21 protein-coding genes are annotated in these 24,982 nt (G+C 59.2%); 11 read left to right on the forward strand and 10 right to left on the reverse strand.

The window, feature by feature from the left end:
- The first annotated feature begins 617 nt into the window (after positions 1-617).
- The 8 genes from AB5Y67_RS04615 to AB5Y67_RS04650 all read left to right on the forward strand — a co-directional run bounded on the left by AB5Y67_RS04615 (position 618) and on the right by AB5Y67_RS04650 (position 9,766).
- A complete protein-coding gene (locus AB5Y67_RS04615) occupies positions 618-3,173 on the forward strand; it encodes a TonB-dependent receptor (RefSeq protein ID WP_088870049.1) in 2,556 nt (851 codons plus the stop codon).
- A 108-nt stretch (positions 3,174-3,281) separates the two neighbouring features.
- Positions 3,282-4,046 (forward strand): DUF3450 domain-containing protein, encoded by a 765-nt coding sequence (locus AB5Y67_RS04620; RefSeq protein WP_199427573.1) that lies wholly within the window; start codon positions 3,282-3,284, stop codon positions 4,044-4,046.
- Complete coding sequence (locus AB5Y67_RS04625; protein WP_005338937.1) at positions 4,043-5,416, forward strand: MotA/TolQ/ExbB proton channel family protein; 1,374 nt, start codon at positions 4,043-4,045, stop codon at positions 5,414-5,416. The genes AB5Y67_RS04620 and AB5Y67_RS04625 overlap by 4 nt, the downstream gene beginning before the upstream one ends.
- Before the next feature lie 10 nt (positions 5,417-5,426).
- Positions 5,427-5,954: a MotA/TolQ/ExbB proton channel family protein gene (locus AB5Y67_RS04630; RefSeq protein ID WP_005338936.1), complete on the forward strand. Its 528-nt coding sequence runs from the start codon at positions 5,427-5,429 to the stop codon at positions 5,952-5,954.
- Positions 5,955-6,021: 67 nt separating this feature from the next.
- Entirely contained in the window at positions 6,022-6,429 is a 408-nt protein-coding gene (locus AB5Y67_RS04635) for a biopolymer transporter ExbD (protein ID WP_005338933.1), read from the forward strand.
- 16 nt (positions 6,430-6,445) lie between these two features.
- Positions 6,446-7,081, forward strand: a complete 636-nt coding sequence (locus AB5Y67_RS04640) for an energy transducer TonB (protein WP_199427574.1) — start codon at positions 6,446-6,448, stop codon at positions 7,079-7,081.
- An 11-nt stretch (positions 7,082-7,092) separates the two neighbouring features.
- Positions 7,093-8,334 (forward strand): lipopolysaccharide assembly protein LapB, encoded by a 1,242-nt coding sequence (locus AB5Y67_RS04645; protein WP_139432479.1) that lies wholly within the window; start codon positions 7,093-7,095, stop codon positions 8,332-8,334.
- A 511-nt stretch (positions 8,335-8,845) separates the two neighbouring features.
- Entirely contained in the window at positions 8,846-9,766 is a 921-nt protein-coding gene (locus AB5Y67_RS04650; protein WP_005338927.1) for a L,D-transpeptidase family protein, read from the forward strand.
- 91 nt (positions 9,767-9,857) lie between these two features.
- Here the strand turns inward: AB5Y67_RS04650 and sppA are convergent, their stop codons facing one another.
- Positions 9,858-11,702, reverse strand: a complete 1,845-nt coding sequence (gene sppA / locus AB5Y67_RS04655; RefSeq protein WP_199427575.1) for a signal peptide peptidase SppA — start codon at positions 11,700-11,702, stop codon at positions 9,858-9,860.
- Positions 11,703-11,910: 208 nt separating this feature from the next.
- Here sppA and AB5Y67_RS04660 point away from each other — a divergent pair, with 208 nt between their 5' ends.
- Complete coding sequence (locus AB5Y67_RS04660; protein WP_325793952.1) at positions 11,911-13,950, forward strand: NADPH-dependent 2,4-dienoyl-CoA reductase; 2,040 nt, start codon at positions 11,911-11,913, stop codon at positions 13,948-13,950.
- 114 nt (positions 13,951-14,064) lie between these two features.
- Positions 14,065-14,613 carry an NAD(P)H nitroreductase gene (locus AB5Y67_RS04665; RefSeq protein WP_199427577.1) on the forward strand — a complete coding sequence of 183 codons (549 nt, stop codon included), beginning with the start codon at positions 14,065-14,067 and terminating at the stop codon, positions 14,611-14,613.
- Positions 14,614-14,993: 380 nt separating this feature from the next.
- Here AB5Y67_RS04665 and AB5Y67_RS04670 read toward each other — a convergent pair whose 3' ends face one another.
- From AB5Y67_RS04670 to AB5Y67_RS04680, 3 genes are all read right to left on the reverse strand, one after another.
- A complete protein-coding gene (locus AB5Y67_RS04670) occupies positions 14,994-15,548 on the reverse strand; it encodes a sugar O-acetyltransferase (RefSeq protein ID WP_064338680.1) in 555 nt (184 codons plus the stop codon).
- Between the two features lie 164 nt (positions 15,549-15,712).
- Positions 15,713-16,591: a 50S ribosomal protein L11 methyltransferase gene (gene prmA / locus AB5Y67_RS04675; RefSeq protein WP_199427578.1), complete on the reverse strand. Its 879-nt coding sequence runs from the start codon at positions 16,589-16,591 to the stop codon at positions 15,713-15,715.
- 537 nt (positions 16,592-17,128) lie between these two features.
- A complete protein-coding gene (locus AB5Y67_RS04680; RefSeq protein WP_199427579.1) occupies positions 17,129-18,145 on the reverse strand; it encodes a zinc-binding alcohol dehydrogenase family protein in 1,017 nt (338 codons plus the stop codon).
- 100 nt (positions 18,146-18,245) lie between these two features.
- Here AB5Y67_RS04680 and AB5Y67_RS04685 point away from each other — a divergent pair, with 100 nt between their 5' ends.
- Complete coding sequence (locus AB5Y67_RS04685; RefSeq protein WP_368207577.1) at positions 18,246-19,118, forward strand: LysR family transcriptional regulator; 873 nt, start codon at positions 18,246-18,248, stop codon at positions 19,116-19,118.
- Position 19,119: 1 nt separating this feature from the next.
- Here AB5Y67_RS04685 and AB5Y67_RS04690 read toward each other — a convergent pair whose 3' ends face one another.
- The 6 genes from AB5Y67_RS04690 to aroQ all read right to left on the reverse strand — a co-directional run bounded on the left by AB5Y67_RS04690 (position 19,120) and on the right by aroQ (position 24,775).
- Positions 19,120-20,547 carry a PTS transporter subunit EIIC gene (locus tag AB5Y67_RS04690; protein WP_042080616.1) on the reverse strand — a complete coding sequence of 476 codons (1,428 nt, stop codon included), beginning with the start codon at positions 20,545-20,547 and terminating at the stop codon, positions 19,120-19,122.
- An 89-nt stretch (positions 20,548-20,636) separates the two neighbouring features.
- Complete coding sequence (gene panF, locus AB5Y67_RS04695) at positions 20,637-22,094, reverse strand: sodium/pantothenate symporter (RefSeq protein WP_199427582.1); 1,458 nt, start codon at positions 22,092-22,094, stop codon at positions 20,637-20,639.
- The gene (locus AB5Y67_RS04700; RefSeq protein WP_047438157.1) at positions 22,084-22,347 is read right to left on the reverse strand and encodes a YhdT family protein; all 264 of its coding nucleotides are present in this window, start codon (positions 22,345-22,347) and stop codon (positions 22,084-22,086) included. Before AB5Y67_RS04700 ends, panF begins: the two co-directional genes overlap by 11 nt.
- Positions 22,348-22,474: 127 nt before the next feature.
- The gene (gene accC / locus AB5Y67_RS04705; protein WP_005338910.1) at positions 22,475-23,815 is read right to left on the reverse strand and encodes an acetyl-CoA carboxylase biotin carboxylase subunit; all 1,341 of its coding nucleotides are present in this window, start codon (positions 23,813-23,815) and stop codon (positions 22,475-22,477) included.
- A 15-nt stretch (positions 23,816-23,830) separates the two neighbouring features.
- Entirely contained in the window at positions 23,831-24,289 is a 459-nt protein-coding gene (gene accB, locus AB5Y67_RS04710; protein ID WP_005338908.1) for an acetyl-CoA carboxylase biotin carboxyl carrier protein, read from the reverse strand.
- Positions 24,290-24,325: 36 nt separating this feature from the next.
- A complete protein-coding gene (aroQ, locus tag AB5Y67_RS04715; protein ID WP_005338907.1) occupies positions 24,326-24,775 on the reverse strand; it encodes a type II 3-dehydroquinate dehydratase in 450 nt (149 codons plus the stop codon).
- Positions 24,776-24,982: the final 207 nt, after the last annotated feature.

The raw sequence follows: 24,982 nt of genomic DNA on the forward strand, positions 1-24,982 counted from the left end.
AAAAGCTCTGCAACAAAAATCAAGTACAAGGAAATGGAAAACTGGGACAAATGACCCGCTGAGACCAAAAGCACCGAAAAATGACGTTTTTATCTGAAAAGTAAAAATCAAAACAAAACGCTACTGCTCAACATTATTTTAAAAAATATAAACAGCTGTTTGCTTGAGCTTTGTGTGTTTTTAACTTGTTGATTACTAATGCTTTTGTTTGTGGTGTGAAATTGAAGGAAAACGATATCATCTCGACGATCTTATCTGTTATCCCCATGAGAACGGTCAGGTGAAACCCTCATGAAGTTAGTGTTTTATTCTTATTAATGCCAATAAATCAAAATAAGATATAAACGGACAGCACGTTAACTAATAAGTTCATCAAATTTTAATTCAGCGCCATTTATGTCATTTAACAATGTTTTTACATTGCGTGGATTGTTTTTGGCAGAATTATTCACTAATTATGTAGGTCAAAATTAATACACTCCGCTTATTCTACGCCTGGCCTCGCCATACCCCTGCTCCATTGACGTCACTAGTCAAAGATTGATAAGCCTTACACATCGCTCCAAAGAGGGCGGTATCAGGAAGCAAACAATAAACAACCAGGAAGGATATAAGCGATGCTTAGGAAGAGCAGAATCTCTGCTGCGATTGCGTTCGCCTTGGCGAGCCTTGCGGCGGCCCCATCCGTATCTGCCGAAGAAGGGCAGAACGTCGAAAAACTGCAGAAAATCAAAGTCACTGGCTCCCGTATCTCCCGTGTTGATGTTGAGGGGGCGACTCCGGTTGTCTCTGTCAGCAAGGCTCAAATTGAACAGTCTGGTCAGCAGACTGTGGCCGATTATCTGAAACAGGCCTCCTACAACTCCTTTGGTGGTTACTCCCCTTCCTCTGGCGACTCCTATCAATCTCAGGGAACCGTTGGTCTGCGTGGTCTGGGCTCTACCCGTACTCTGGTACTGCTCAATGGCAAGCGGATCGCAGGTTCACCGACTATGGGTGGTACTTCCATCAACCTCAACACCATCCCCATGGCGGCGGTTGAGCGGGTGGAAGTGAACCTGGATGGTGGCTCCGCACTCTATGGTTCTGATGCCATCGGTGGCGTTATCAACGTGATCCTCAAAGAGGGTTTCGAAGGGCTGACTTTCCAGGGGCGTATCGGTTCGCCGACCGAAGAGGGTGGTGACGAGCAGAGTGGTTCCATTGTCAGTGGCATCACAGGGGACAAGGGTTCTCTGATGATGGTTTACGAGCACGATGTGAAAGATGTGATCTATTACAAGGATCGTGACTATCTGGCCAAGCAGGGTGCCGAAGCCCCCAGTATTTATGGTCGCAATATCAAGGGTGTTGATGCCACGACCGGCAAGACAGTTACCCGTACTCTGGACGGCATTGACTGTGCCAATACAGGCGCCGGTTTCGTGCCCGTGGGGACAGCCTGCCGCTTCGACTTTGCCCAGATAGCAGCCAAAACCGCTTCCCGGACGCGTGATACCGTCTATGTGAACGGCCGCTATCACATTAACGATAACGTGGACTTCGTTCCGCAGTTGATTGGCTCCCGCGTCACCAGTTTTGGTCGCTTCGCGCCAGCTGCCGGTGCCTTCACCGTGGATGGTTCCACCCCCGAAAGCGCAGCAGTCCTGTCTGCCAACAACTTCAGCACCGCCAAGGCTGCGACCGTTTACTACCGCTTTAACAACGTCGGCCCCCGTGACAACGATGTGACTGACATGACCGGTAACATGAACCTTGGTTTTGAAGGGACTGTGCCGACCGAAGCAGTAGGCGATCTGGAGTGGAATGCTGGTTACATGTATTCCAAAACAGATAACCGCAGCAATGGTTCAGGCTACGTTCTGGAGCCAGCAGTACAGACTCAGGTTAATAGCGGGAAATTCATTAATGGCAGCTTCTCTGATGCGGCCACCAAGGACCTTTCGTACGATACCAGCCGTACCTCCAAAATGGACTTCTTCCAGTGGTACGGTGGTCTGGGTTGGGAGATGGGTGAACTGCCCGCTGGCCCGGTCAGCTGGTATCTAGGGGCCGAGTATAACGATTGGGTTTACTCCGACACCTACGACAGCCAGTCCGAAGCGGGTAACGTACTGGGTTCATCCGGCAACTCCGGTAGCGGTGTGCGCGATGTGTTTGCCACCTACATCGAGAGCCTGATCCCCATCACCGAGCAGATCGAGTTGAACCTGGCGGGTCGTTACGACAAGTACAGCGACTTTGGCAGCGCCTTCTCGCCCAAAGCGAGTCTGCGTTATCAACCGCTCGACCAGCTGATGTTCCGTACCTCCTGGTCCCAGTCGTTCCGTGCGCCGGGTCTGGATGATCTCTATGCCGCAGACTCGTTCTCTGCCGACTTTGCCAAGGACTATGTAGGCTGCCAGGCCAATGGTATTGCCAACTGTTCCGAAGCGCAGTACGACACAACGCGTAAAGCGAACAAGAACCTGAAGGAAGAGACCGCCAATACCTTCACCATCGGGGCTGCTTACAACCCGCTGGACAATCTGAACCTGTCGCTCGATTACTACTACATCAAGATTGATGACGTGATCCAGCTGGCTACCACTCAGACCCAGTTCTATCAGGAGCTTAATACCGGCAGCAACCCGAACGTTATTCGTGATGCCAACGGCGATGTCGAGATGGTCTACGCCGGCATGGTCAACCTGGGGCAACTCAAGACCAGTGGTATCGACTTCAAGGCGGACTACAAGTACGACTTTAACTTCTTCACCATGCGCTATGACTTCGGTGGCACTTACATCCTGAAGTATGAAGAAGGTCTGTTTGCCGGTGGCCCAATGATCGACAAGAAGGGTTGGAATGCGTTGCCAGACCTTCGCTTCAACTCCGGGATCGGTGCCAACTTCCCGCAGTGGTGGAATCTGGATGCTTATCTGAGCGCCAACTATATCGACTCCCAGAGTCAGGATTACGTGAATGGACAGGAAGAGGGGCATATCGCTTCCAACACCGTCTGGAACCTGAACGTCGCGGTCGATACCAGCTGGAATGCCAAGATCCAGACCGGTGTGAAGAACATGTTCAACCGCGGACCTTCTCTGTCGAGCGATGGCTTCACCTATGAAGAAGACCTCTACGGCATCGACGGTCGCGTCTACTACATCGACTACACCCAGAAGTTCTAATCAACCCTGTTGATATACAACCTCAGCCGGCCCGGTCGGGCCGGCTGTGCCCAACGTCCAAGGAAGTTACGGAGATAGGGTAATCCTATGAAGACAAGGACCATTACAATGAAGAAAGCGCTCCTTGGCAGCCTGGTTTCGGCCGCCTTGTTGACCAGCTTCAATCTGAGTGCCGCCACTGCCGGTCAGGCCGTGGACGCTCAAGCCGCCACCGACAACGCATCCAAAGTTTCCCAGCAGAAAATCGACAGCTATGCCGAATCTGCCGAATCCGCACTGGCCCAGTACAAGGCCGCCCTGCGTCAGGTCGACAGTCTGCGCACCTACAACGAGCAGGTGAGCAAGATGGTCGAGTCCCAGAGCGCCGAGCTGGCGTCGATGCAAAAGCAGATCGCCCAGATTGATCAGACCAGCACCGAAGTGGTGCCCTTGATGCTCAAGATGATCGACGCCCTCGAGCAGTTTGTGTCACTGGATCTGCCGTTCCAGAAGGTCGAGCGCGAGGACCGCGTGGCGGCCCTGACCGACCTGATGAACCGGGCCGATGTCACCATCTCCGAGAAGTACCGCAAGATCTTGGAGGCCTACCAGATCGAGGAGGGCTTCAGCCGCACCATCGAGGCCTACAAGGCGAGCCTGGACAAGGATGGCAGCGAGAAGACCTACGAGTTCCTGCGTGTTGGCCGCATCGCGCTGCTCTATCAGTCCCCGGATGGTCAGGAGACCGGCATGTGGAACAAGCAGACCAGCCAGTGGGAAGAGTTGCCTCAGGAGTATCGCAGTGCGGTTGAACAGGGCCTTCGCATCGCCAAGAAGCAGGCGCCTCCCGCGCTGATCAAGCTGCCGGTTCAAACTGCGGAGAAAGCATCATGAAAGGAATCAAACTTGCTATTGCCTCCCTGATTGCGGGAGCAACCCTGGTCACCCTGCCGGTGACCGCCGCCGAAAAACCGGTGGATCTCAATGCGCTGCTGAATCAGGTCAAGGCCTCCAGCCTGAGCGAATCCCAACTCAACAAGGAGCGGGAAGCCCGCTTCCTGGCTGACAAGAACGAGCAGGGGGCGCTGCTGGCCAAGGCCAAGGCCGAGCTGGCAGCCGAAACCGCCAAGGGCGAGCAGCTCAAGGCGACATTCGATGCCAACGACAAGCAGCTGACCGAGCTGACCGAAACCCTGCGCCAGCGTTCCGGCAACATGGGCGAGATGTTTGGTGTACTGCGTCAGTTCGCCGGTGAGTTCAAGGGGATCTTCAACGCCTCCGCTCGTCGGGTCGAGCATCCGGAGCAATCCGCCCTGTTGACCCGTCTGGCCGAGAGTAAAGAGCTCCCCTCCAGCGACGATCTGGAAGCGTTCTGGACCACCACCCTCAGCCGCATGGTGGACGGTGGCAAGGTGAGCCAGATCCCGGCGACCGTGGTTTACGGCGAAGGCAACCAGGCCGAGAAGACCGTCACCCAGATCGGCGAGTTCAACACTGTTTCCGAAGGCAAGTACCTCACCTTCGTGCCGGAGACCGGCAAGTTCGAGCAACTCTCCCGTCAACCGGAGAAGAGCGTGCTCGCTCCCATCGCCGAGTTTGAACAGGGCGGTGACGGGGTCAAACCCATCTTTATCGACCCGTCTCGCGGCGTGATCCTCTCCCTGTTGGTGCAGTCACCGACCCTCAAGGAGCGTATCGATCAGGGTGGTTCCGTGGGTTATGTGATCCTGGCATTGGGGGTCATCGGTACCCTGCTGGCCATCTTCTGCGGTATCCGCCTGTCGCTGATCGGCTCGTCCATGCGCAAGCAGCTGAAATCTGATCAGATCATCAAGGGCAACCCTATTGGTGACATGCTGGGGGCCTACCAGAACCATCGCGGTGACAACATCGAGGATCTGGAGTCCAAGCTCGACGAGATCATCCTGCGCAACGTGCCCAAGTTCGAGAAGGGCATCAGTCTCATCAAGCTGATCGCCTCCGTCGCGCCGCTGCTGGGCCTGCTCGGTACCGTGGTGGGGATGATTGCCACCTTCCAGGCTATCACCCTGTTCGGTACCGGCGATCCCAAGCTGATGGCGGGCGGTATCTCCGAGGCGCTGGTGACCACCATGCAGGGTCTTGTCGTCGCGGTGCCCATGCTGTTCCTCTACACCATTGTGCAGACCCAGAGCCGTCGTCTGATCCAGGTGCTGGAAGAGCAGAGCGCCGGTTTCGTCGCCCGTTATCAGGAACGTCTGCACGCCTCCAAAGCCGCAGCGTAAGGAGTCACCCATGTGGTTCTGGTTGATTGAAGAAGTCGAGTCGGTCCGCCGGTTTTTGGGATTGGGGGGCGATGTACTGGTCGCCCTGTTCTTCCTGACCCTGATGATGTGGGCCCTGTTGCTGGAGCGCTGGTTCTACTTCATGGCGGTCTACCCCAAGCAGGTGAAGCAGACCAAGGCCACCTGGCTGGCCCGCACCGATCATCTCTCCTGGTCTGCCAAGCAGATCCGGCGCGAGCTGGTCTCACGGGTTGCCATGGCGGTGGACAAGGGGATGCCGGTCATCAAGGTGCTGATCGCTCTTTGCCCGTTGATGGGGCTGCTCGGGACCGTGGTGGGGATGGTGCAGGTGTTTGACACCCTGGCCATCACCGGTACCGGTTCGCCGCGGGCGATGGCATCGGGGATCTCCAAGGCAACGGTACCGACCATGGCGGGCATGATCGCCGCCCTTTCCGGCCTGTTTTTTGTCAACCAGCTCGATCACAAGGCCAAACTGGCGGTGCAAAAGCTGGAAGACAACCTGAAACACGGTTGATGCAGGATGCATACCCCCGGCGAGGCATGGCCTGCCGGGGGCACAGAACAAGCAAGGAGTTTCTGCTATGAGAAAACGTTACAGCGACAGCGGTGCTGACGAGGCGGCTATCGATTTGACCCCCATGCTGGACATAGTGTTCATCATGCTGATCTTCTTCATCGTCACCACCTCCTTCGTCAAGGAGTCCGGTGTCGAGATCAACCGTCCCAGTGCCAGCACGGCCGAGACGGTGAAGAAGGGCAATATCATGGTCGCGGTGCGCGAAAACGGTCAGGTCTGGGTCGACAAGCGGGTGGTCGAGGTCGGTGCGGTGCGCGCCAACATCGAGCGGCTGCGGGCCGAAAACCCGGAGAGCGCCGTGGTGATCCAGGCCGATAACGAATCCCGTTCCGGTCTGGTGGTGCAGGTCATGGATCAGATCCGCATGGCCGGTGTCCAGAACATCTCCATCGCGGCAGACAAGAGCAGCTGATGCCGGAGAGAGACCTATGAGATACCTGATATCGTTGGCGGTCTCCTGTGTGGTGGTGTTCTTTCTGTTTCTGGGAATGAACAAGCTGATCACACCGGATCACCGGGAGCTGGTGGAGAAGGATGACGTCACCATGACCGATTTCATCCGCCTCAAGCCCCAGGAGACCCTGCAAGAGAAACAGCGGGAGCTGCCCAAACCGCCGCCGCCCAAGCGTCCGCCGCCGCCTCCCGAGATGGAAGTGGCCAGCACGGATCGGCCGAAGATGGAGAGCGCGCCGATGGACATGCCCAAGCTCGACATCCCGGTCAACATCGCTGGTGGCAACGCGCTGGGTGCCTACAGCACCGGCGGCGGTGGTGGCGGAGTCGGTGGCAACAATGGTGCCATTCCGCTGGCAACCTTCGAGCCCATGATGCCCCGCAAGGCTGCACTGGCGGGGCTGGCCTCCGGCAAGGTGCTGGTGGAGTTCACCGTCACCGAGCGCGGCACCGTCAGCAACGTGCGGATCGTCAAGGAAGAGCCGCGCAGTTATGACCTCGGCAAAGAGGCGCGCAAAACCATCGCCAAGTGGACGTTCAAACCGGCCATGGTGGATGGCAAGCCGCAGGCGAGCCGTATGCAGCAAGAGATCGAGTTTGCGGTCAACTAAGGAAGGTGGCGATGAACAAGTTACACAAGATGATCCTCGCCCCGGTCGCCATGGCGGTGCTGCTCAGCACCGCCAGTTGGGCCGCCGAGCAGCCGGCCCTGTCGGATCGGGCCTATCGGGCGGTCAACAAGGCGCAGGAGCTGATCACCGAGAAGAAATACGGCGAGGCCAATGCCAAGCTGCAAGATGCGCTCTCCGGCGCGGGCGAGCGGGTCTACGACAAGGGGGTCATATTGCAGACCCTCGGTTTCGTGGCCGCTCAGCAGGAGAAATACGGTCAGGCGACCAAGTACTTTGCCGATGCCATCGCGACAGGCGGCCTGCCGCCACCGGTGGCCCAGCAGGTGCGCTACAACCTGGCCCAGCTCTATATGGCTGAGGGCAATTATCAGGGGTCGATCAAGACCATGAAGGAGTGGTTTGCCAACCAGGGCAAGGATGACAAGCCCAACTCCCATGCCTATATCACGCTGGCCAACGCACACGTGCAGCTCAAGCAGTACCGTGACGCGATCCCGGCAGTGGATCAGGCGATCAAGCTGTCGGCAGGTAAAGCGCCGGAGTCCTGGTATCTGCTGAAGATGGGCGCTCACTACGAGCTGAAACAGTACAAACCGGCGACCGAGGTGCTGACCTCTCTGGTCAACATGTTCCCGGAGAAGAAGAAGTACTGGACCCAGCTATCGGCCATGCATATGCAGGCAGGCAACGATGCCAAGGCGCTGGCTGCGCTGGAGTCGGCCTATAACCTCGGCATGTTGACCGAGGCCGCCGAGCTGCAGCGCCTCGCTAACTACCTCGCCTTCACCGGCATTCCTCATCGCGCCGCACGTGTGATGGAGAAGGGGATGAAGGACGGGGTGATTGAGCAGAGCGCCAGCAACTACAAGACCCTGGCCAACTACTGGCATCAGGCCAAGGAGCTGGATCCGGCCATCGACACCCTGGCCAAATCCTACCAGCTGGCCCCGAGTGCCGATCTGCAGCTGAAGATGGCGCGCATGATGATCCAGAGCAAACGCTATCAGGATCTGGTGGCGCTGGCCGCCAAACCGGCAGCCAATGCCAATGGTGAACAGCGGGCGGATCTCAAGTTCCTGACCGGGGTCGCCTATTTTGAGCAACAAAAGCCGAAGGAGGCCCTCAACGCCTTCACCCAGGCGGCTCAGAATGGCAACGTCAGCGGTCGGGCATCCCCCTGGATCAGCTTCCTCAAAGAGCAGAGTGGCACCGGAGAGGCAGCCGTCCAGTAATTCCAATGACAACTACCTGTAGTCCCTTTTATGGTTGCCTGGTGGCTCCATTAACCGCTCTTCGGAGCGGTTTTTTTATAGCTGAAACCGGCACCGGCTGATGGCCGACGCACGGTTTTATCCCTCTTCATGCCAGTAAAGAGCCTCCCTCGACATTGGTCTATCTCCCCGGATGTGACAAACGTTTTGGCTAGGGCTGCAACCGTGATACCAGGTGGCGCTGCGCTGTGGTTGACGGGGGCTCGGGTGGCTCGCTGCCAGGCGGGCTGTGCCATTCATCTTTCTCTTTGCTGTGACTTGCCAGTGTGGCTTTTGCCCTGTTGATAAGCGTCACACCGAAAACGGCTACTTTTAACAAGAAAAGCAACATATGGAAGTTGAAATTTTGGCCGACTCAGGAAAGAATGCGCGCTCGGTTATTGGCGTCGTGGGGCAGGTTGACCCGCCACCGGCAGACCGAGGATGAGACGGCCCCCGGCCCATTTGGTACAGGAAACCACACAGGAATTTTATGAATCCCCTTCGCACTGCCGCTTCGGCCCTTTTATGCACATTTGCGCTGGTCAGCCAGCAGGCTGCCGCCGTCGAGTACCGTCTGCCTGCGGCCAACAGCCGCCTGATCGGTGAAAACCAGGAATACGTGGTGCCTGCGGACAACCGTCCGCTGGAGCAGATCGCTGCTGACTTCCAGCTGGGTCTGACCAACATCATGGAAGCCAACCCGGGCGTTGATCCCTATCTGCCGAAAGCGGGTAGCACCCTGATCATCCCCCACCAGCTGATCCTGCCCAACGCGCCCCGCGAAGGGATCGTCATCAACGTTGCCGAGATGCGTCTCTACTACTACCCGAAAGGGAAGAACGTGGTGGAAGTACTGCCCATCGGCATCGGTCAGCTGGGGGTAAACACCCCGGAGAACTGGATCACCAAGGTAGAGCGCAAGCGCGCCAACCCGACCTGGACCCCGACCGAGAACATCCGTCGCCGCTATGCCGCCCAGGGCAAGACTCTGCCGGCAGTCTGGCCAGCGGGTCCGGATAACCCCATGGGTCTGCACGCCCTCTATATCGGCAACCTCTATGCCATTCACGGTACCAATGCCACCTTCGGTATCGGTCTGCGGGTGAGCAGCGGTTGCGTGCGGCTGCGCGCTGACGACATCAAGTATCTGTTCGACAACGTGCCGGTCGGCACCCGCGTCCAGTTCGTCAACCAGCCGGTCAAGACCACGGTCGAGCCGGATGGCGGTCGCTACATGGAAGTACACGAGCCGCTGTCGCGCACCGAGGAGGAGTTCAACTCCACCGCCTCCGTGCCGCTCCCGATGACACCGGCCATCACCCGCTTCATCGCTCACGCCGAGTCTGACTCCAACGTGGTCAAGCAGGTGCTGGAACAGCGTACCGGTATGCCGACCCGCCTCAATCCCTGATTGAGCAAGTTGGCGGTGCCGCGCGCACTGGCTGAATAAAGAAAACGGCGACCAGATGGTCGCCGTTTTTTATGGGGGAGTCACGGCTTGCTTACTGCACGCAGACCGGGCAGAAGGCGTAGGTGCCTTGCGGATCGTTGAAGCGGGTAAGCGGGTCGAGACTGCGGTTCACTTCCACCAAGGCCTTGCCAAATCCTGCCGGCAGCCAGCTTTGCAACTGGGGGGCCAGCGCTTGGGCACTGCTGTCAAACAGCTGGCGCAGGAACTTGTCCTTGGTGGACTCCTCCTGCTCGATGGGGGTCACCTGCCACTCCTTGAGGTTGGCCAGCTCGGCGGCGGCCTGGATGGCGTCATCCAGATTGCCGAACTCGTCCACCAGGCCCAGGGCCTTGGCATCCTCACCAGTCCAGACCCGACCTTCGGCCGCTTTTTCGGCCTCTTCCGGGCTCAGGCCGCGGCCCTTGCTGACCAGACCGATGAAGCGCTGGTAGGTATCTTCCACGCTCAGCTGGATAGCCTGACCGACGTGATCCGGCAGGGCGCGGGTCGGGCCTACGCCAACATAATCTGTGGTGCCAACCCCGTCGGTATGTACCCCGAACTGGGCCAACGCCTTGTCGATGGTGGCGAACATGCCGAACACCCCGATGGAGCCGGTGAGAGTAGTCGGGGAGGCAAAAATCTTGTCCGCATCGGCGGAGATCCAGTAGCCACCGGAGGCGGCATAGCTGCCCATGGAGACCACTACCGGTTTGCCAGCCTGTTTCAGGGCCAGCAGCTCGGCGCGGATCTGCTCGGCGGCGAAGGCGCTGCCGCCCGGGCTGTCGACCCGCAGGACCACGGCTTTGACCTTGTCATCGCGGCGGGCATCGGCCAGCAGGTCGGAGAGGCTATCACCGCCGATGGTGCCGGCAGGCTGCACGCCATCCATGATGGCGCCGCTGGCGACCACCAGACCCACCTCATCCTTGCCGCTCTGGGGATATTGTTCCGGAATGGCAGCCAGATACTCTTTCAGGCCGACCCCTTTCCAGCCGTGGTCGTCCGCTTCACCCACCTCTTTAATGACCGCCTGGGTCATCTCGTCGCGGGTAGCCAGCTGATCCACCAGCCCGTTGTCGAGGGCGTAGTTGGCGGCATTGCCACCGGCCTTGCGCAGCAGCTCGAGGAAGCGATCCTTGCCCGGCGCGACCGCATCGGGTTCGATCTCCCGCTGCTCGGCGACATCGGCCACATAGGATTGCCACAGCTGATCCAGCCAGCGCTGGTTCGCTTCTTTGCTCTCAGGAGACATCTCGTCGCGGGTATAGGGCTCGACGAAGGATTTGTAGGTGCCGACCTTGAACACGTGCGGGGTGATATTGAGCTTCTCCAGCGCCGACTTGAAGTAGGTCTGGTAGACCCCAAGCCCCTCGATCACCACGGTGCCGCTCTGGTTGAGCAGCACGTGATCGGCGTGGGCCGCCAGCAAGTATTGGCCCTGAGTGTAGAAGTCGGCCATGGCGATCACCGGTTTGCCGCTCTCCCGGAAGGAGTCGATGGCACTCGCCACCTCCTGCAGTTTGGTGAAGTTGGCTCCCTGCAGCCCTTGCGGCTTGATCACCAGCGCCTTGATGCGCTCGTCATCCTTGGCACTCTTGATGGCCCACAGCAGGTCGGAGAGGACGATCTCGCTCGGCTGCTCGTCGCTGCTGTCCATCTGGCGCAGCAGTTGTACGGTGGGATCTGTCTGGGAGCGTTGCTCCACCAGCACGCCGTTGAGATTGAGGGTTAGCGCCCCTTCGATGGGCGCCTTGGGTGCCTCTTTCTGGCTGACGCTGAAGACGATGACCAGCACTACGATGAGAAACAGCAGATTGACCAGCATCAGCCGGGTGAAATTGAGCAGGCGCCACAGGCTGCGGAACAACCAACCCAGACCTTTGAAAATAGACATAGTCGCGTTATCGCCCTGTTAATGGGTAGAGAAGAGCCATTATTAACCAGTTGCGGGCGAAATTGCCATTTCCGACTGGCGGATCCCGCCTATCTTCGTTCAGGGCACGGCTGTTCGCTGAAAAATTGTCCAAACATTTGTTTGAAAAAGAATTTTCGATTCTTTACTCTAGCCTCAGTTTGATAACAAAAAATTAACTGGAGGCATCGTGAGCCGCTATCCGACCCTGCTGACCCCGCTCGATCTTGGTTTTACCCAGCTGCGCAACCGCGTCTTGATGGGCTCCATGCATACCGGCCTCGAAGAGGAGAAGGGCGGTTTTGACAAGCTGGCTGCCTTTTATGCCGAGCGAGCCCGTGGTGGCGTTGGCCTTATCGTCACCGGCGGCATCGCCCCTAACCTGCGCGGTCGGCTGGTGCCTCACGGCTCTCAGCTGAGCTTTCCCTGGCAGGTGAGCAAGCACAAGAAGGTGACCAGCGCCGTGCATCAGGAGGGGGGCAAGATTGCGCTGCAGATCCTCCATGCCGGTCGTTATGCCTATCATCCCTTCAGTCTGGCGCCGAGCGCCCTCAAGGCCCCCATCTCCCCGTTCAAGCCACGCGCCATGAGCGAGCGGCAGATCCGCGGCACTATTCGCGACTTCGCGGCTACAGCAGCGCTGGCCAAGGCGGCCGGTTATGACGGCGTCGAGGTGATGGGCTCGGAAGGCTATCTCATCAACCAGTTCATCTGCGAGCGAACCAACAAACGCACCGATGGCTGGGGCGGCAGCAGCGAAAACCGGATGCGCTTTCCGGTGGAGATTGTCCGCGCCATCCGCGAGCGGGTCGGCACCGACTTCATCATTATCTTCCGCCTCTCCATGCTGGATCTGGTGGAGCAGGGCTCAACCCTGGAAGAGGTGATTGCCCTTGGCAAAGCGCTGGAAGCGGTGGGGGTGACCCTGATCAACACCGGTATCGGTTGGCACGAAGCGCGCATTCCCACCATCGCCACCAGTGTGCCGCGCGGCGCCTTCAGTTGGGTGACTGCCGAGCTGAAAAAACACCTCAAGGTGCCGCTTATCACTACCAACCGGATTAACACCCCCGAGGTGGCCGAGCGGATTCTGGCGGGGGGTGAGGCGGATATGATCTCCATGGCGCGCCCCTTCCTGGCGGATCCCGAATTTGTCATCAAGGCGGCTGAGAACCGGGCGGACGAGATCAACACCTGCATCGCCTGCAACCAGGCCTGCCTTGACCATGTGTTCAAGCAGAAGCGGGCCTCCTGTCTGGTCAATCCTCGAGCCTGTTTCGAGACCGAATTGACGTTTGGCCGCGTGCCCCAGCCCAAGAAGCTGGCGGTGGTGGGGGCGGGCCCGGCCGGGCTGGCGTTTGCCTGCTACGCTGCCGAGCGCGGTCATCAGGTGAGCCTGTTCGATCAAGCCAGCGAAATCGGCGGCCAGTTCAACTTCGCCAAGCAGATCCCGGGCAAGGAGGAGTTTCACGAAACCCTGCGCTATTTCGCCAAACGGCTGGAGAAGTGCGGCGTAGAGCTCTATCTGGGCCAGCGCCAGAGTGCCGAGAGCCTGCTCGGCGGCGGTTTTGACGAGGTGATCCTCGCTACCGGTATTCGTCCGCGCACCCCCAATATTCCGGGCATCGAACATCCCAAGGTGATGAGTTATCTCGATGTATTGCGGGATCACAAGCCGGTCGGCGAGAAGGTGGCGGTGATCGGTGCCGGCGGCATCGGCTTCGATGTGGCCGAATTCCTTGTGGAGAAAAGGGTAGAGAAGAAGGTGGAGATGGATGCCGATGGGCACCGTGATCACTGGCTCAAGGAGTGGGGCATCGACAAACAGCTTGGCGAACGCGGTGGCCTCACTGCTCCTGAAATCGACGCCCCCGAGCGCCAGATCTGGCTGCTCCAGCGCAAGGAGAGCAAGGTGGGTGACGGACTTGGCAAGACCACCGGCTGGATCCACCGTACCTTGCTCAAGAACCGCAATGTGCAGATGCTCTCCGGGGTGCAATATCTGGGGATCGATGACGAGGGCTTGCACATTCAGGTGGGCGAGAACAAGCAGTGTCTGCCGGTGGATCAGGTGATCGTCTGCGCCGGACAAGAGCCCCTTAAAGAACTGCAGGCCGGGTTGCAGGCGGCAGGCAAGCCGGTGCATATCATCGGCGGAGCCGACGTGGCCGCAGAGCTGGATGCCAAGCGCGCCATCCGGCAAGGGGCCGAGCTGGCTGCGATCATCTAGCAAGCAGCGTCCTCCTGTCCTTTATAGTGCGATAAACCCCTGAGCCTCAGGGGTTTTCTTCATTCGGTGCTGTGCTAAGGTAGCGCCATCATTGCCCCAGAGAAGGAATTGCCCATGGATGCCCTCACCCTGTTGCTCAATCGCCACTCCTGTGGCCGTCTCGCCGATCCCGCCCCGAGCGGTGAGGTGCTCGACAATATCCTCAAGGCGGGTCTGCGCGCGCCGGATCACGGCACCCTGACCCCCTGGCAGTTCATTCTGTTTGAAGGGGAGGGGCGTGAGCGGCTGGGCAAGCTGCTGGCCGAGGCGGCCCGTGCTCATGGCGAAGATGAAGAGAGCATCAAGAAGTGCAGCGAAGCGCCACTGCGGGCGCCCTTGGTCGTCGCCGTGGCAACCCGTTATCAGGATCACCCCAAGGTGCCGAAACTGGAGCAGGAGCTCTCTGCCGGTTGCGCCTTGATGGCGATGCAGATGGCGGCGCAGGCGCAGGGTTTCAACGGAATCTGGCGCTCCGGCTGGTTTATCTTCGATGAGCAGATCAACAAAGGATTGGGACTGGCGGCAGAGGATCAGCTGGTGGGTTTCCTCTATCTCGGTACCCCCATGCTGGAAGCGCGTAAACTGCGCGAGCTGCCACTCGATGAGTTTGTCCGCCGTTTCTGACTTTTCGGCCACGTTGCGGTTGAGAGAAGCAAAGCCTCGAGAAATCGGGGCTTTTCTGTTTAACCGTGAATAGTAACCAGAGAAATTGGGGAAAATAAATGGCTCAAAGAGGCTTCGCGCGCCATAGCAGGTAATTATTTAAATAGTGCGATGTACCTCGCAATCCTGTTGTATTTCACTATGTAAAACGTTTGCGCATTCGCTAATATCTCCCTGCCAGTTTAGAAGGGCACTCCTTCTAATTTTTCTGCGATGAGAGTCGCAATTCCGTAGCACCTTTTAACAGCCCAACGTCTTCGTGACATTGGGCTTTATTTTTATGGGGTGTCGGGGTTGCTGTGAGCTGATGGCAGCATCGTCATGCAGCCCGGTTGGCAGCCTTATGCCCTGTTTTTGGCTGGCAGGATCCGGGCTGGATTGCCGACTACCCGAGCTCCGGCCGGTACATCTTTGGTGACTACGGCACCTGCGCCGACGATCGCCTCCCGCCCTATGGTGACGCCGGGCAGCAAGATGGCGCCGCCCCCAATCCAGACCTTGTCTTCAATGGTGACCGGCAGCGCCGTCTCTGTGCCCTGAATCCGTTCGTCGGCCTCCAGTGAATGGGCTGCGGTATAGATCTGCACGTTTGGCCCAATCATCACGTTGGCTCCGATGCGGATGGGGGCATTGTCCAGCAGGGTCGCCCCCATATTGATGTAGGAGTCCTTGCCCAGGTGGATGTGGCGGCCATAGGTACAGTAGAGGGGCGGGCAGATAAAGGCGTTTTCTGCCAGTTCGCCAATCAGCTCCGCCAGTAGTGCCCGCTGCTCTGCTTCCTCTTCCGCCTGATTGAAACGGCGATAGCGCTGGGCCGCCTCCCGGCGCAACTGGGCCAGCTCGGGTGCCATGCAGTTGTACGGTTGGCTGCTGATCATCTTCTGGTATTCGCTCATGGCAGGGCCTCAATAATGTGGAAGAACGATGTTAATCCCTCATTGGCCAGAGAAGCGTGAACCGTCCCCCAGAGTAGGAAAGGGGGGAGAAACAACAAGAGCACCCGCGGGTGCTCTTGTTTAATAAAGATGCTGACTTGCCGCCTTGAGAGCGGGAGCTATGTTTAGCCGTGCTTGCGGCCGGAGAGGCGGCACCACTCCTCTTTGACTGCAGTCGGATCCATCTCGAACCACTGACCGTAGATAGTTTCCAGCTCCGGGGCTTGGCTTTCCAGCACGCCGGAGAGGGCCATCAGGCTGCCCGCTTTGCCGTGACCGGCGATAAGTGGAGCCAGTTCGCGCAGCGGGCCGGCCAGGATGTTGGCGACCACCACGTCCGCTTCGACATCTTGCGGTTGGTCGGCTGGCAGATAGAGCTCAATCTGGTCGGCGACGCCGTTGCGCGCGGCGTTGTCGCGGCTGGCCTGAATGGCCTGCGGGTCGATGTCGATGCCGATGACGCGGGCGGCACCCAGTTTCAGGGCTGCGATGCCGAGAATGCCGGAGCCACAGCCAAAATCGACCACGGTTTTACCGCTCAGATCCAGCCCGTCCAGCCACTGCAGGCAGAGGGCGGTGGTGGGGTGGGTACCGGTACCGAAGGCCAGACCCGGATCCAGCATGACGTTGACAGCATCGGGGTTCGGCACATCGCGCCAGCTCGGGCAGATCCAGAGGCGCTCGCCAAACTGCATGGGGTGGAAGTGATCCATCCACTCGCGCACCCAGTCCTTGTCCTCCAGCTGCTCGACCTTGTAGCCGACGTTTTCGCCGAAGATCTGCTGGAAGAAGGCGATGGTGGGGGCCGGATCGGTTTCGGCATCGAACAGACCCATCACTTCGGTCTCGCCCCAGAGCGGGGTTTCACCGGGCATGGGTTCATAGACGGGCACATCCTTGGCATCCATAAAGGTCACCGCCTGGGCTCCACGCCCCAGCAGCATGTTGCTCACCTTGTCTGCGGTCTTGGCAGTGGCGTTGATTCGAATTTGTATCCAGGGCATGGCGTCGACTCTTCATAAATGTGAAACCGCGAGATTCTACCATCATGGGGCAGTGCTGTCGTGGTTTGCCCATGACGTGGAGGGATACGGGGGCTTTTGCCGGATTGGCACGGTTCCTGTATTGCTCTATGCAGGCGAAGACGACCGGTTTTCGCTGAACGCTTTGCTCAAGTTCCGTCATCTTTCACTGCCACCCTCGGGTGGCATTTTTTTATCTGTACTCCTTTGCCTGGTAAACAGTCTGCCAGACAAAAAAAGAGCAAGGTCGGCACCTTGCTCAAGGATGGATTGACGCCGTTTTGGCGCATTCATGCTGCAGTTGGCACGCCAGATGCAAAGACTAATATGTCCTGCATAAGGATATGTGTGTGATTGTTACCCCAATGTTCAGGTATTCAGGCCATTTCTCACGAAATGGCCTCTTTTTTGGCTGATTGTCGGATGTTGGCCTGCCGCTGGCTGGCATTAGCGCTGCTGGTTGTGCCCGTTTGGGGCATCTCCTTGGTGAACTTATCCCATCATGGTGCGTTGGAGGGCTTAGTTGGCAAAGCCGCACATGTCGATCACCAGCTTGCCTACCATGCGGCCTGCTTCCACCTCGGCATGGGCCTGAGCCAGCGTGACCGGGGTCAGTGACGGGATGGTTCTGGTCAGGGTGGTCTGCAATACCCCTTCATCGACCAGTGCCGCTACCCGGCCGAGCAGGCGGTGCTGCTCGATCATGTCTGGCATCTGGAACAGGGAGCGGGTGAACATGAACTCCTGGCTGAAGGTGACGCTCTTGCTTTTGAGCAGGGAGAGATCCCACGGCTCGCTCGATTCGGCGATGGTACAGATATGGCCAAACGGGCGGATCAGCCCGGCCATGGTAGCCCAGTGCTCGGCGGTGGCGTTGGTGCAGAAGATGGCATCGACCTGCGTGATGCCAAGGGCGGTCAGCTCCTCCTGCAACTTGTGGTGGTTTACGACCTGATGGGCGCCCATTTCGAGGCACCACTCGCGGCTCTCGGGGCGGGAGGCGGTAGCAATCACCTCCATGTCGGTGAGCTGGCGGGCCAGCTGGATGGCGATGGAGCCCACGCCACCGGCGCCGCCGATGATCAGCAGTTTGCCACGACTTTCGCGGGTAAGAGTGAAGCGCTCGAACAGGGTCTCCCAGGCGGTGATGGCGGTGAGCGGCAGGGCGGCGGCCTCCACATTGCTCAATCTGGTGGGGGCGATCGCGGCGATGCGCTCATCCACCAGTTGCAGGGCGCTGTTGCTGCCCGGGCGGCTGATATCGCCGGCATACCAGACCCGGTCGCCCGCCTTGAATAGGGTCACTTCGCTGCCGGTGGCGATCACTTCCCCCACCGCATCCCAGCCGAGTACCCGGGGCGAGCTTTCAATTTTGGCCTTGGGCGAGCGCACCTTGGTATCCACCGGATTGACGGAGGTGGCGGTGACCCGCACCAGCAGATCCCGCGGGCCCGGAACTGGATCGGGCAGGTTGGCTGCGATAAAGCAGTCGGGGTGATCGCTTGGCAGATAGTGAGTCAGGGCAATGGCTTTCATGAGGTTTCCTTTCAAATCGCTGTGTTCGGGATTGCCACTCACTCTAGTCTGGTTGATTATCAAGATTAAGATGGGTAATCGGTAAAGACTGTTTGAATATATGAACAATGTCGTTCTGGAGTTGATGGGACTGTTTGCCACCGTGGTGGAGCAGGGAAGCTTTACCCGGGCCGCCGAGCTGCTTGGTATGCCCAAGTCATCGGTGAGCCAGAAGATCTCGCGGCTCGAATCCCAGCTCGGGGTGCGGCTGTTGCAGCGCACCACCCGCAGGTTGAGCCTGACCCCGCAGGGGGAGCTCTATGTGGAGCACTGTCAGGGGCTGCTGGCACTGGCCCGCAGTGCCAATCTGGCGATGGCACGGCTGCGCTCGGCCCCGGCGGGGCGGGTGCGGATCACCGCCCCCGAGGCGACCGGCACCCTGCTGCTTGGCCGGATCCTCGCCGAGTTTCGCGCCCTCTATCCCGAGGTGGTGCTGGAGCTGACTCTGAGCGATGAACAGCTCGATCTGGTGGGGGAAGGTTATGATTTGGCGTTGCGGGCGGCGCCGCTGAAAGACTCCAGCCTTATCTGTCGGCGTATCGGTCAGGTGGCGCGTCATCTGGTGGCAGCGCCCGCCTATCTGGCGGCCCACGGCATGCCGCAGCAGTTGAGCGAGCTGGGCCGTTATGCCTGTCTGGTGCACTCGGCCATGCCGGTGTGGCCATTGCAGGAGGGCGGCTGGCGGCCACAGGGGGCCTGTGTCAGCAACAGCTTGCTGGCGCTGCGGGAGATGGCACTCCATGACGGGGGGATTGCCCTGTTGCCCTACCATGTCTGTGAAGGAGATTTGGCGGCGGGGCGGCTGCAGAAGGTGTTGCCGGATCAGCCCATTCCGGCCAACCCGTTCTACCTAATCTATCCGAGTCGGGAGCATCTGGCCCCCGCCCTGCGCACCCTGATGGATTTCGTGGCCGAGCGGTTGCCGTTTGCCTGAGTTACCAACTGCTTTGGCTGGCCGACTCCTGATTGGGTTTGAGGCCGAGCGGGACCGACTGGCGCTCCGCCAGCATGCGGATCTGCCCTTCAATCAGGCTGGCGCTGGGGCCCAGCACCAGCACCAGCTGGTGGTCGTTGAGCTGGATCCAGGAGAGGCAGCCCAGGCCCAGCAGGCGGGATTCATCCACCAGTGAAATATCGCGCACCCGCAGGCTAAGGCGGGTGATGCAGACACTCATCGCCACCAGATTGTCCATCCCGCCCAGCACCTTGAGGTACTGGATCGCCAGCATCTGCGGGTCTGAGGGGGCAACGCTGGCAAGGCGCGGATGCTCCACTGCGATGGGCTTGCTCGGCATGCTGAGGGGGGCGCGCTCCAGCAGTTGATAAAACAGCAGGGTGTAGGCAACGAAGAACAGGATACCGACCGGAATGAGCCAGAAGCTGTGCTCCCCAGCCTGATAGCTCAGCACCAGATCCAGCAGGCCGGCGGAGAAGTAACTGCCCACCTTGATCCCCAGCCCGCTACAGACCGCCAGTGACAGCCCGGTCAGCAGGGCGTGGGCGAGAAACAGCCAAGGGGCGGTAAAGGCGAACAGAAATTCGATAGGTTCGGTGATACCCACCAGTGCCGAGGTGAGCGCCAGGGTGAGCAGCAGCCCGCCCTGCGGCAGCCGCTGCATCCGCTGGCGGTGCAGCCAGATGGCAAAACAGGCGCCCGGCAGGCCGAACATGATGATGGGGTAAAGACCGGCTACATATCCTTCATGAAGGGGCTGGGCGGTGGCCAGCGCCTGCAGGTTGCTCTCGCCAAGGCCGATGACGCTGCCCAATACCTGATGGAGTCCGAGCGGGATTAGCAAGCGGTTGAGGGTGCCGTAGCAGAAGGCGCCAAACGGCGTGGTGAGCAGCTCGGAGGTGAGCAGGGTCAGCCCGCGCTCCAGTGGCGGCCACAGCAGCGAGAGGGGGATGGCGATCAGCAGGCAGGCCAAGGCCGACACCAGCAGGCTGGGAAACTCGCCCCTGGCGATCTGCAGCCAGCGGGGCAGGGTTTGCTGGTGAACCCAGGGATAGATAATGGCGGTGGTGAGTCCCGCCAGCAGGCCGCAGATCATGTCGGCGTGCAGGTTGGGGGCTAGCGTATTGAAAGCTGTGCTGAGCAGCAGGAAGTTGACTGCCCCCGCCAGCGTCTGCCCGCCCAGCTCTTGCCGACTCAGGCCAAAGGCGATCGCCACCGCATAGATAAGCGGCATCTGGCTGAAGATCGCCTGACCGGTGAGGGAGAGCACCGCCAAATCGAGCACGTCGGGTTGCCCAAGCCGGTATATCAGCGCCGCCATCGGCAGGATGGAGACGGGCAGCAGCAGGGCATAGCCAAGCCGCTGCAGGGCTTGAGTAACGACTTGTCGAGTGGCTTTAACGGGCATACAGCGGCTACGTTCTGTGACTTGGCGCACAGTTTAACCGGAAAACACCTATTTGGGGATAGTTTTGGAACCCCTAATTTATATTTTTATTATTTCTGCCCGAAAAGCTCGCGCACTTCCCGCGAGGGCGGTGCCGTCAGCAGGCTGACCGTGATAAAGACCACCAGCGCCAGCGTGAGGCTTGGCACGATGGCGTGCAGGCCAGCCAACTTGATCCCCCACTGACTCAGTACCCCATAGCAGACGATGCCGCTGACCATGCTGGCCAGCGCGCCCGGGCCGTTGGCCCGCGACCAGTAGAGGCCGAGCACCAGCGGCCAGAGGAACACCGCCTGCAGACCGCCAAAGGCGAGCAGGTTGAGCCAGATGATCATCTCGGGCGGTTGCAACGCCGCTAGCAGCACCAGGGTGCCGAGGATCAGGGTGCAGAGCAGGGAGAGGCGGGGGATGCGCACCTCCAGCTTCTCCTGCTTCGGACTCAGGTAGTTGAGGTAGAGATCCTTCACCAGAGTGGCAGAAGCCTGGATCAGCTGGGAGTCGATGGTGGACATGATGGCCGCCATCGGCGCAGCCAGAAAGACCCCGGCCAGCCAGGGGGGCAGCACTTCCATCATCAGGGAGGGCATGATCTTGTCCGGGCTGTCCATGCCCGGCAGGATGGCGCGGCCAAGGGCGCCGGCCAGATGCATGCCGAACATCAGCAGTGCGCTCACCACGGTGCCGATCAGAATGCCGCGATGGAGCGCCTTGCTGTCTCGATAGCCAAAGCAGCGTAGCGCAGAGTGAGGCAGCCCTACCACTCCGACACAGACCAGGATCCAGAAACTCAGCATAAAGGGCTGGGTCAGCATGTCGCCGGCCCCCTGCGGGCTCACCAGCTTGGGATCGATCTCCCTGAGCTGGTGGATGAGGTTTGGCAAGCCGTCACCGGCGACCAGAATGCCCGCCAGCAGGGCACCGGTGCCGATCAGCATGATGATCCCCTGCAGAGCATCGGTCATTACCACGGCGCGGAAGCCGCCGATGATGGTGTAGAGCAGTACGCAGCTGGCAAACAGCATCAATCCCTGCTGGTAGGAGAGGCCGGTGGCGGTCTCCAGCAGGCGGGCGCCGCCGATGAATTGCACCACCATGGTCGCGATAAAGGCGAGGATGATAGTAACGGAGCCGAGGATCACCACCGCCTTGTTCTGGTAGCGGGCCCACAGCATATCGTTGATGGTCACCGCATTGACTCGGCGGGCGATGATGGCGAACTTCTTGCCCAGTACCCCCAGGGTAAGCCAGACGGTGGGCAGCTGGATCATCGCCAGCAACACCCAGCCCAGACCGATCTTGTAGGCCGCGCCTGGCCCACCGATAAAGGAGGAGGCCGAGGTGTAGGTGGCCACTAGCGTCATCGCCAGCACCAGCCCGCCCATGCTGCGGTTGCCGATGAAGTACTCCTGCACGAAGTTGCCTTCTGCGCGATGGCGGCTGGCCCAGAAACCCACCCCCAGCACCAGCACCAGATAGATGACGAGCGGCAGCATCAACTCAAGATTCATGGGATGACTCCTTGCCGGAAGGGGAGTGGGTATCGAGGGGGATCTCCACAAACAGCCGGTTCACCATCAGGGCGCAGAGCAGAATGAACAGCAGCGGCATCACCATGCAGCTGAGCAGGAACCATAGTGGCAGCCCCCACAACTCTAGCTGGGGCGGGATAAAATAGGCGGTGCCATACCAGGCAAAGAAGTAGAACAGGGTCAGCAGCAGGCAGAAAGCTGCTTCCCGGCGGGCGAGAGCAAAACGGTTCACCTTGGCCTCCGACAAATTTGAGGGGCGCAAGGATAACAAAAAAGGGCCATGTCGCCATGGCCCTTTTTCAGCAGAGGCTCCTTGCGGAGCAGACTTCCATCGGAAGTCCGGTCTCTATCAGCGATCCTTACAGACCCAACTTCTTGTGCAGATAGTGGATATTGGTGCCACCGTGCTGGAAGTTTTCGTCTTTCATGATCTCTTTTTGCAGCGGTACGTTGGTCTTGATCCCTTCCACCACCAGCTCGTCCAGCGCATGGCGCATGCGGGCGATGGCAATGTCACGATTCTCGCCGTAGCAGATCAGCTTGCCGATCATTGAATCGTAGTGGGGCGGTACCTTGTAACCGGCATAAATGTGGGAGTCCCAACGCACGCCCAGACCACCCGGCGCGTGGAAGCGCTGAACCAGACCCGGAGAGGGCATGAAGGTGGCCGGATCTTCGGCGTTAATCCGGCACTCGATGGCATGGCCACGGATGCGGATATCCTGCTGGGTGATCGACAGGGGCTGACCGGCGGCGATGCGCAGTTGCTCCTTGATGAGATCGATACCGGTGACCATCTCGGTGACCGGATGCTCAACCTGAATACGGGTGTTCATCTCGATGAAATAGAACTCGCCGTTCTCGTACAGGAACTCGAAAGTACCCGCGCCGCGGTAGCCGATCTCTATACAGGCGCGCACACAGCGCTCGCCGATGAACTTGCGCATTTCGGCGGTGATGCCGGGTGCCGGCGCCTCTTCCACCACTTTCTGGTGGCGACGCTGCATGGAGCAGTCACGCTCGCCCAGATAGAGGGCGTTGCCCTGGCCGTCTGCCAACACCTGAATTTCGATGTGGCGCGGGTTTTCCAGGTACTTCTCCATGTAAACCATGTCGTTCTTGAAGAACTGGCCTGCTTCGGATTTGGTCAGGGCGATGGCGCCCGCCAGTTCCGCTTCATTGCGCACCACGCGCATACCGCGACCACCACCGCCACCGGCGGCCTTGATGATCACCGGATAGCCGATGCGCTTGGCAATGGCGGCGTTGTGCTTGGCGTCGTTGTCGACGGGGCCGTCAGAGCCCGGTACACACGGTACGCCCGCTTTCTTCATCGCTTCGATGGCGGAGACCTTGTCACCCATCAGGCGAATGGTCTCGGCGCGCGGGCCGATGAAGATGAAGCCGGATTTTTCGACCACTTCGGCGAAATCGGCGTTCTCGGAGAGGAAGCCGTAACCCGGGTGGATGGCCACGGCACCGGTTACCTCGGCTGCGGCGATGATGGCCGGGACGTTGAGGTAGGATTCAGTACTGGCCGGTCTGCCGATACAGATGGATTCGTCGGCCAGCAGCACATGTTTGAGCTCCCGGTCGGCGGTGGAGTGAACGGCCACTGTCTTGATCCCGAGCTCTTTACAGGCGCGCAGGATCCGCAGGGCAATTTCACCGCGGTTGGCGATGACTACTTTGTCCAACATGGGTGGCGATTTCCCTTATTCGATGATGAACAGCGGCTCGTCAAATTCGACGGCCTGACCATTTTCAACCAGGATCGCTTTGATCACACCGGCCTTGTCAGACTCGATTTGGTTCATCATTTTCATGGCTTCGACGATGCACAGGGTGTCGCCGACATTGACTTGCTGACCCACTTCCGCGAACGGCTTGGCATCCGGGCTGGAGGAGCGGTAGAAGGAGCCAACCATCGGGGAGCGCATCAGGTGACCGCTCGGGGCGGCATCTGCGGCCGGTGCGGCGGCAACCGGGGCGGCAGCGGCAGGTGCGGCAACCGGAGCGGCTTGCTGCATCATCATCTGCGGCATGGCGGTGGTCACCTGACCGGAGAAGTTGCGGCTGATGCGAACGGACTCTTCACCTTCGGAGATCTCCAGTTCGGCGATGCCGGACTCTTCAACCAGTTCAATCAGCTTCTTGATTTTGCGGATATCCATTAGCATTCTCTTTCTTCTTTATCTGATCAGTGATTATCAAGCCGCGCGCAGATGGTGCACGGCCGCGGTTAAAGCGAATTGGTAGCCATCGGCCCCCAGACCACAAATGACCCCTTTGGCGACATCAGACAGATAGGAGTGATGACGGAACGGCTCCCTGGCATGGACGTTTGACAGGTGAACCTCGATAAAAGGGATGGCGACACCCAGCAGCGCATCGCGAATGGCGACGCTGGTGTGGGTGAAGGCGGCTGGATTGATGATGATAAAATCCACCTGGCCCATGGCCTGATGGATGCGGCCGACCAACTCATGTTCGGCATTGGATTGCAGATGTTCCAGAGTGACACCGAGTTCGCTGGCGTTAAGCTTCAGATCGGCGACGATCTCATCAAGCGTCTTGCTGCCGTAGATACCCGGTTCCCGTTTGCCCAGCAGATTCAGGTTTGGTCCGTTGAGCAGGAGAATTCGGTGATTTTGCGACATATTGAGTACATCCTCGATGATAATGCTGCTATCTATCAGCTATCTTGTGGACTACCAGAAATCTAGCCATTTTCTGCGCAAATCGGTGTGCCCTGGCACACAGATTTCGCAATTATATTGATTTCGTGAAAATTAGCAGCATTTTACTGGTCTAATCTCTACATCTGGCTATTTATTGCACGTTTCGACCTGAGATACTTCGTCGCC

It is taken from the genome of Aeromonas sp. s12 (genome assembly GCF_040907925.1).
Classification (GTDB): Bacteria; Pseudomonadota; Gammaproteobacteria; order Enterobacterales; family Aeromonadaceae; genus Aeromonas; species Aeromonas veronii.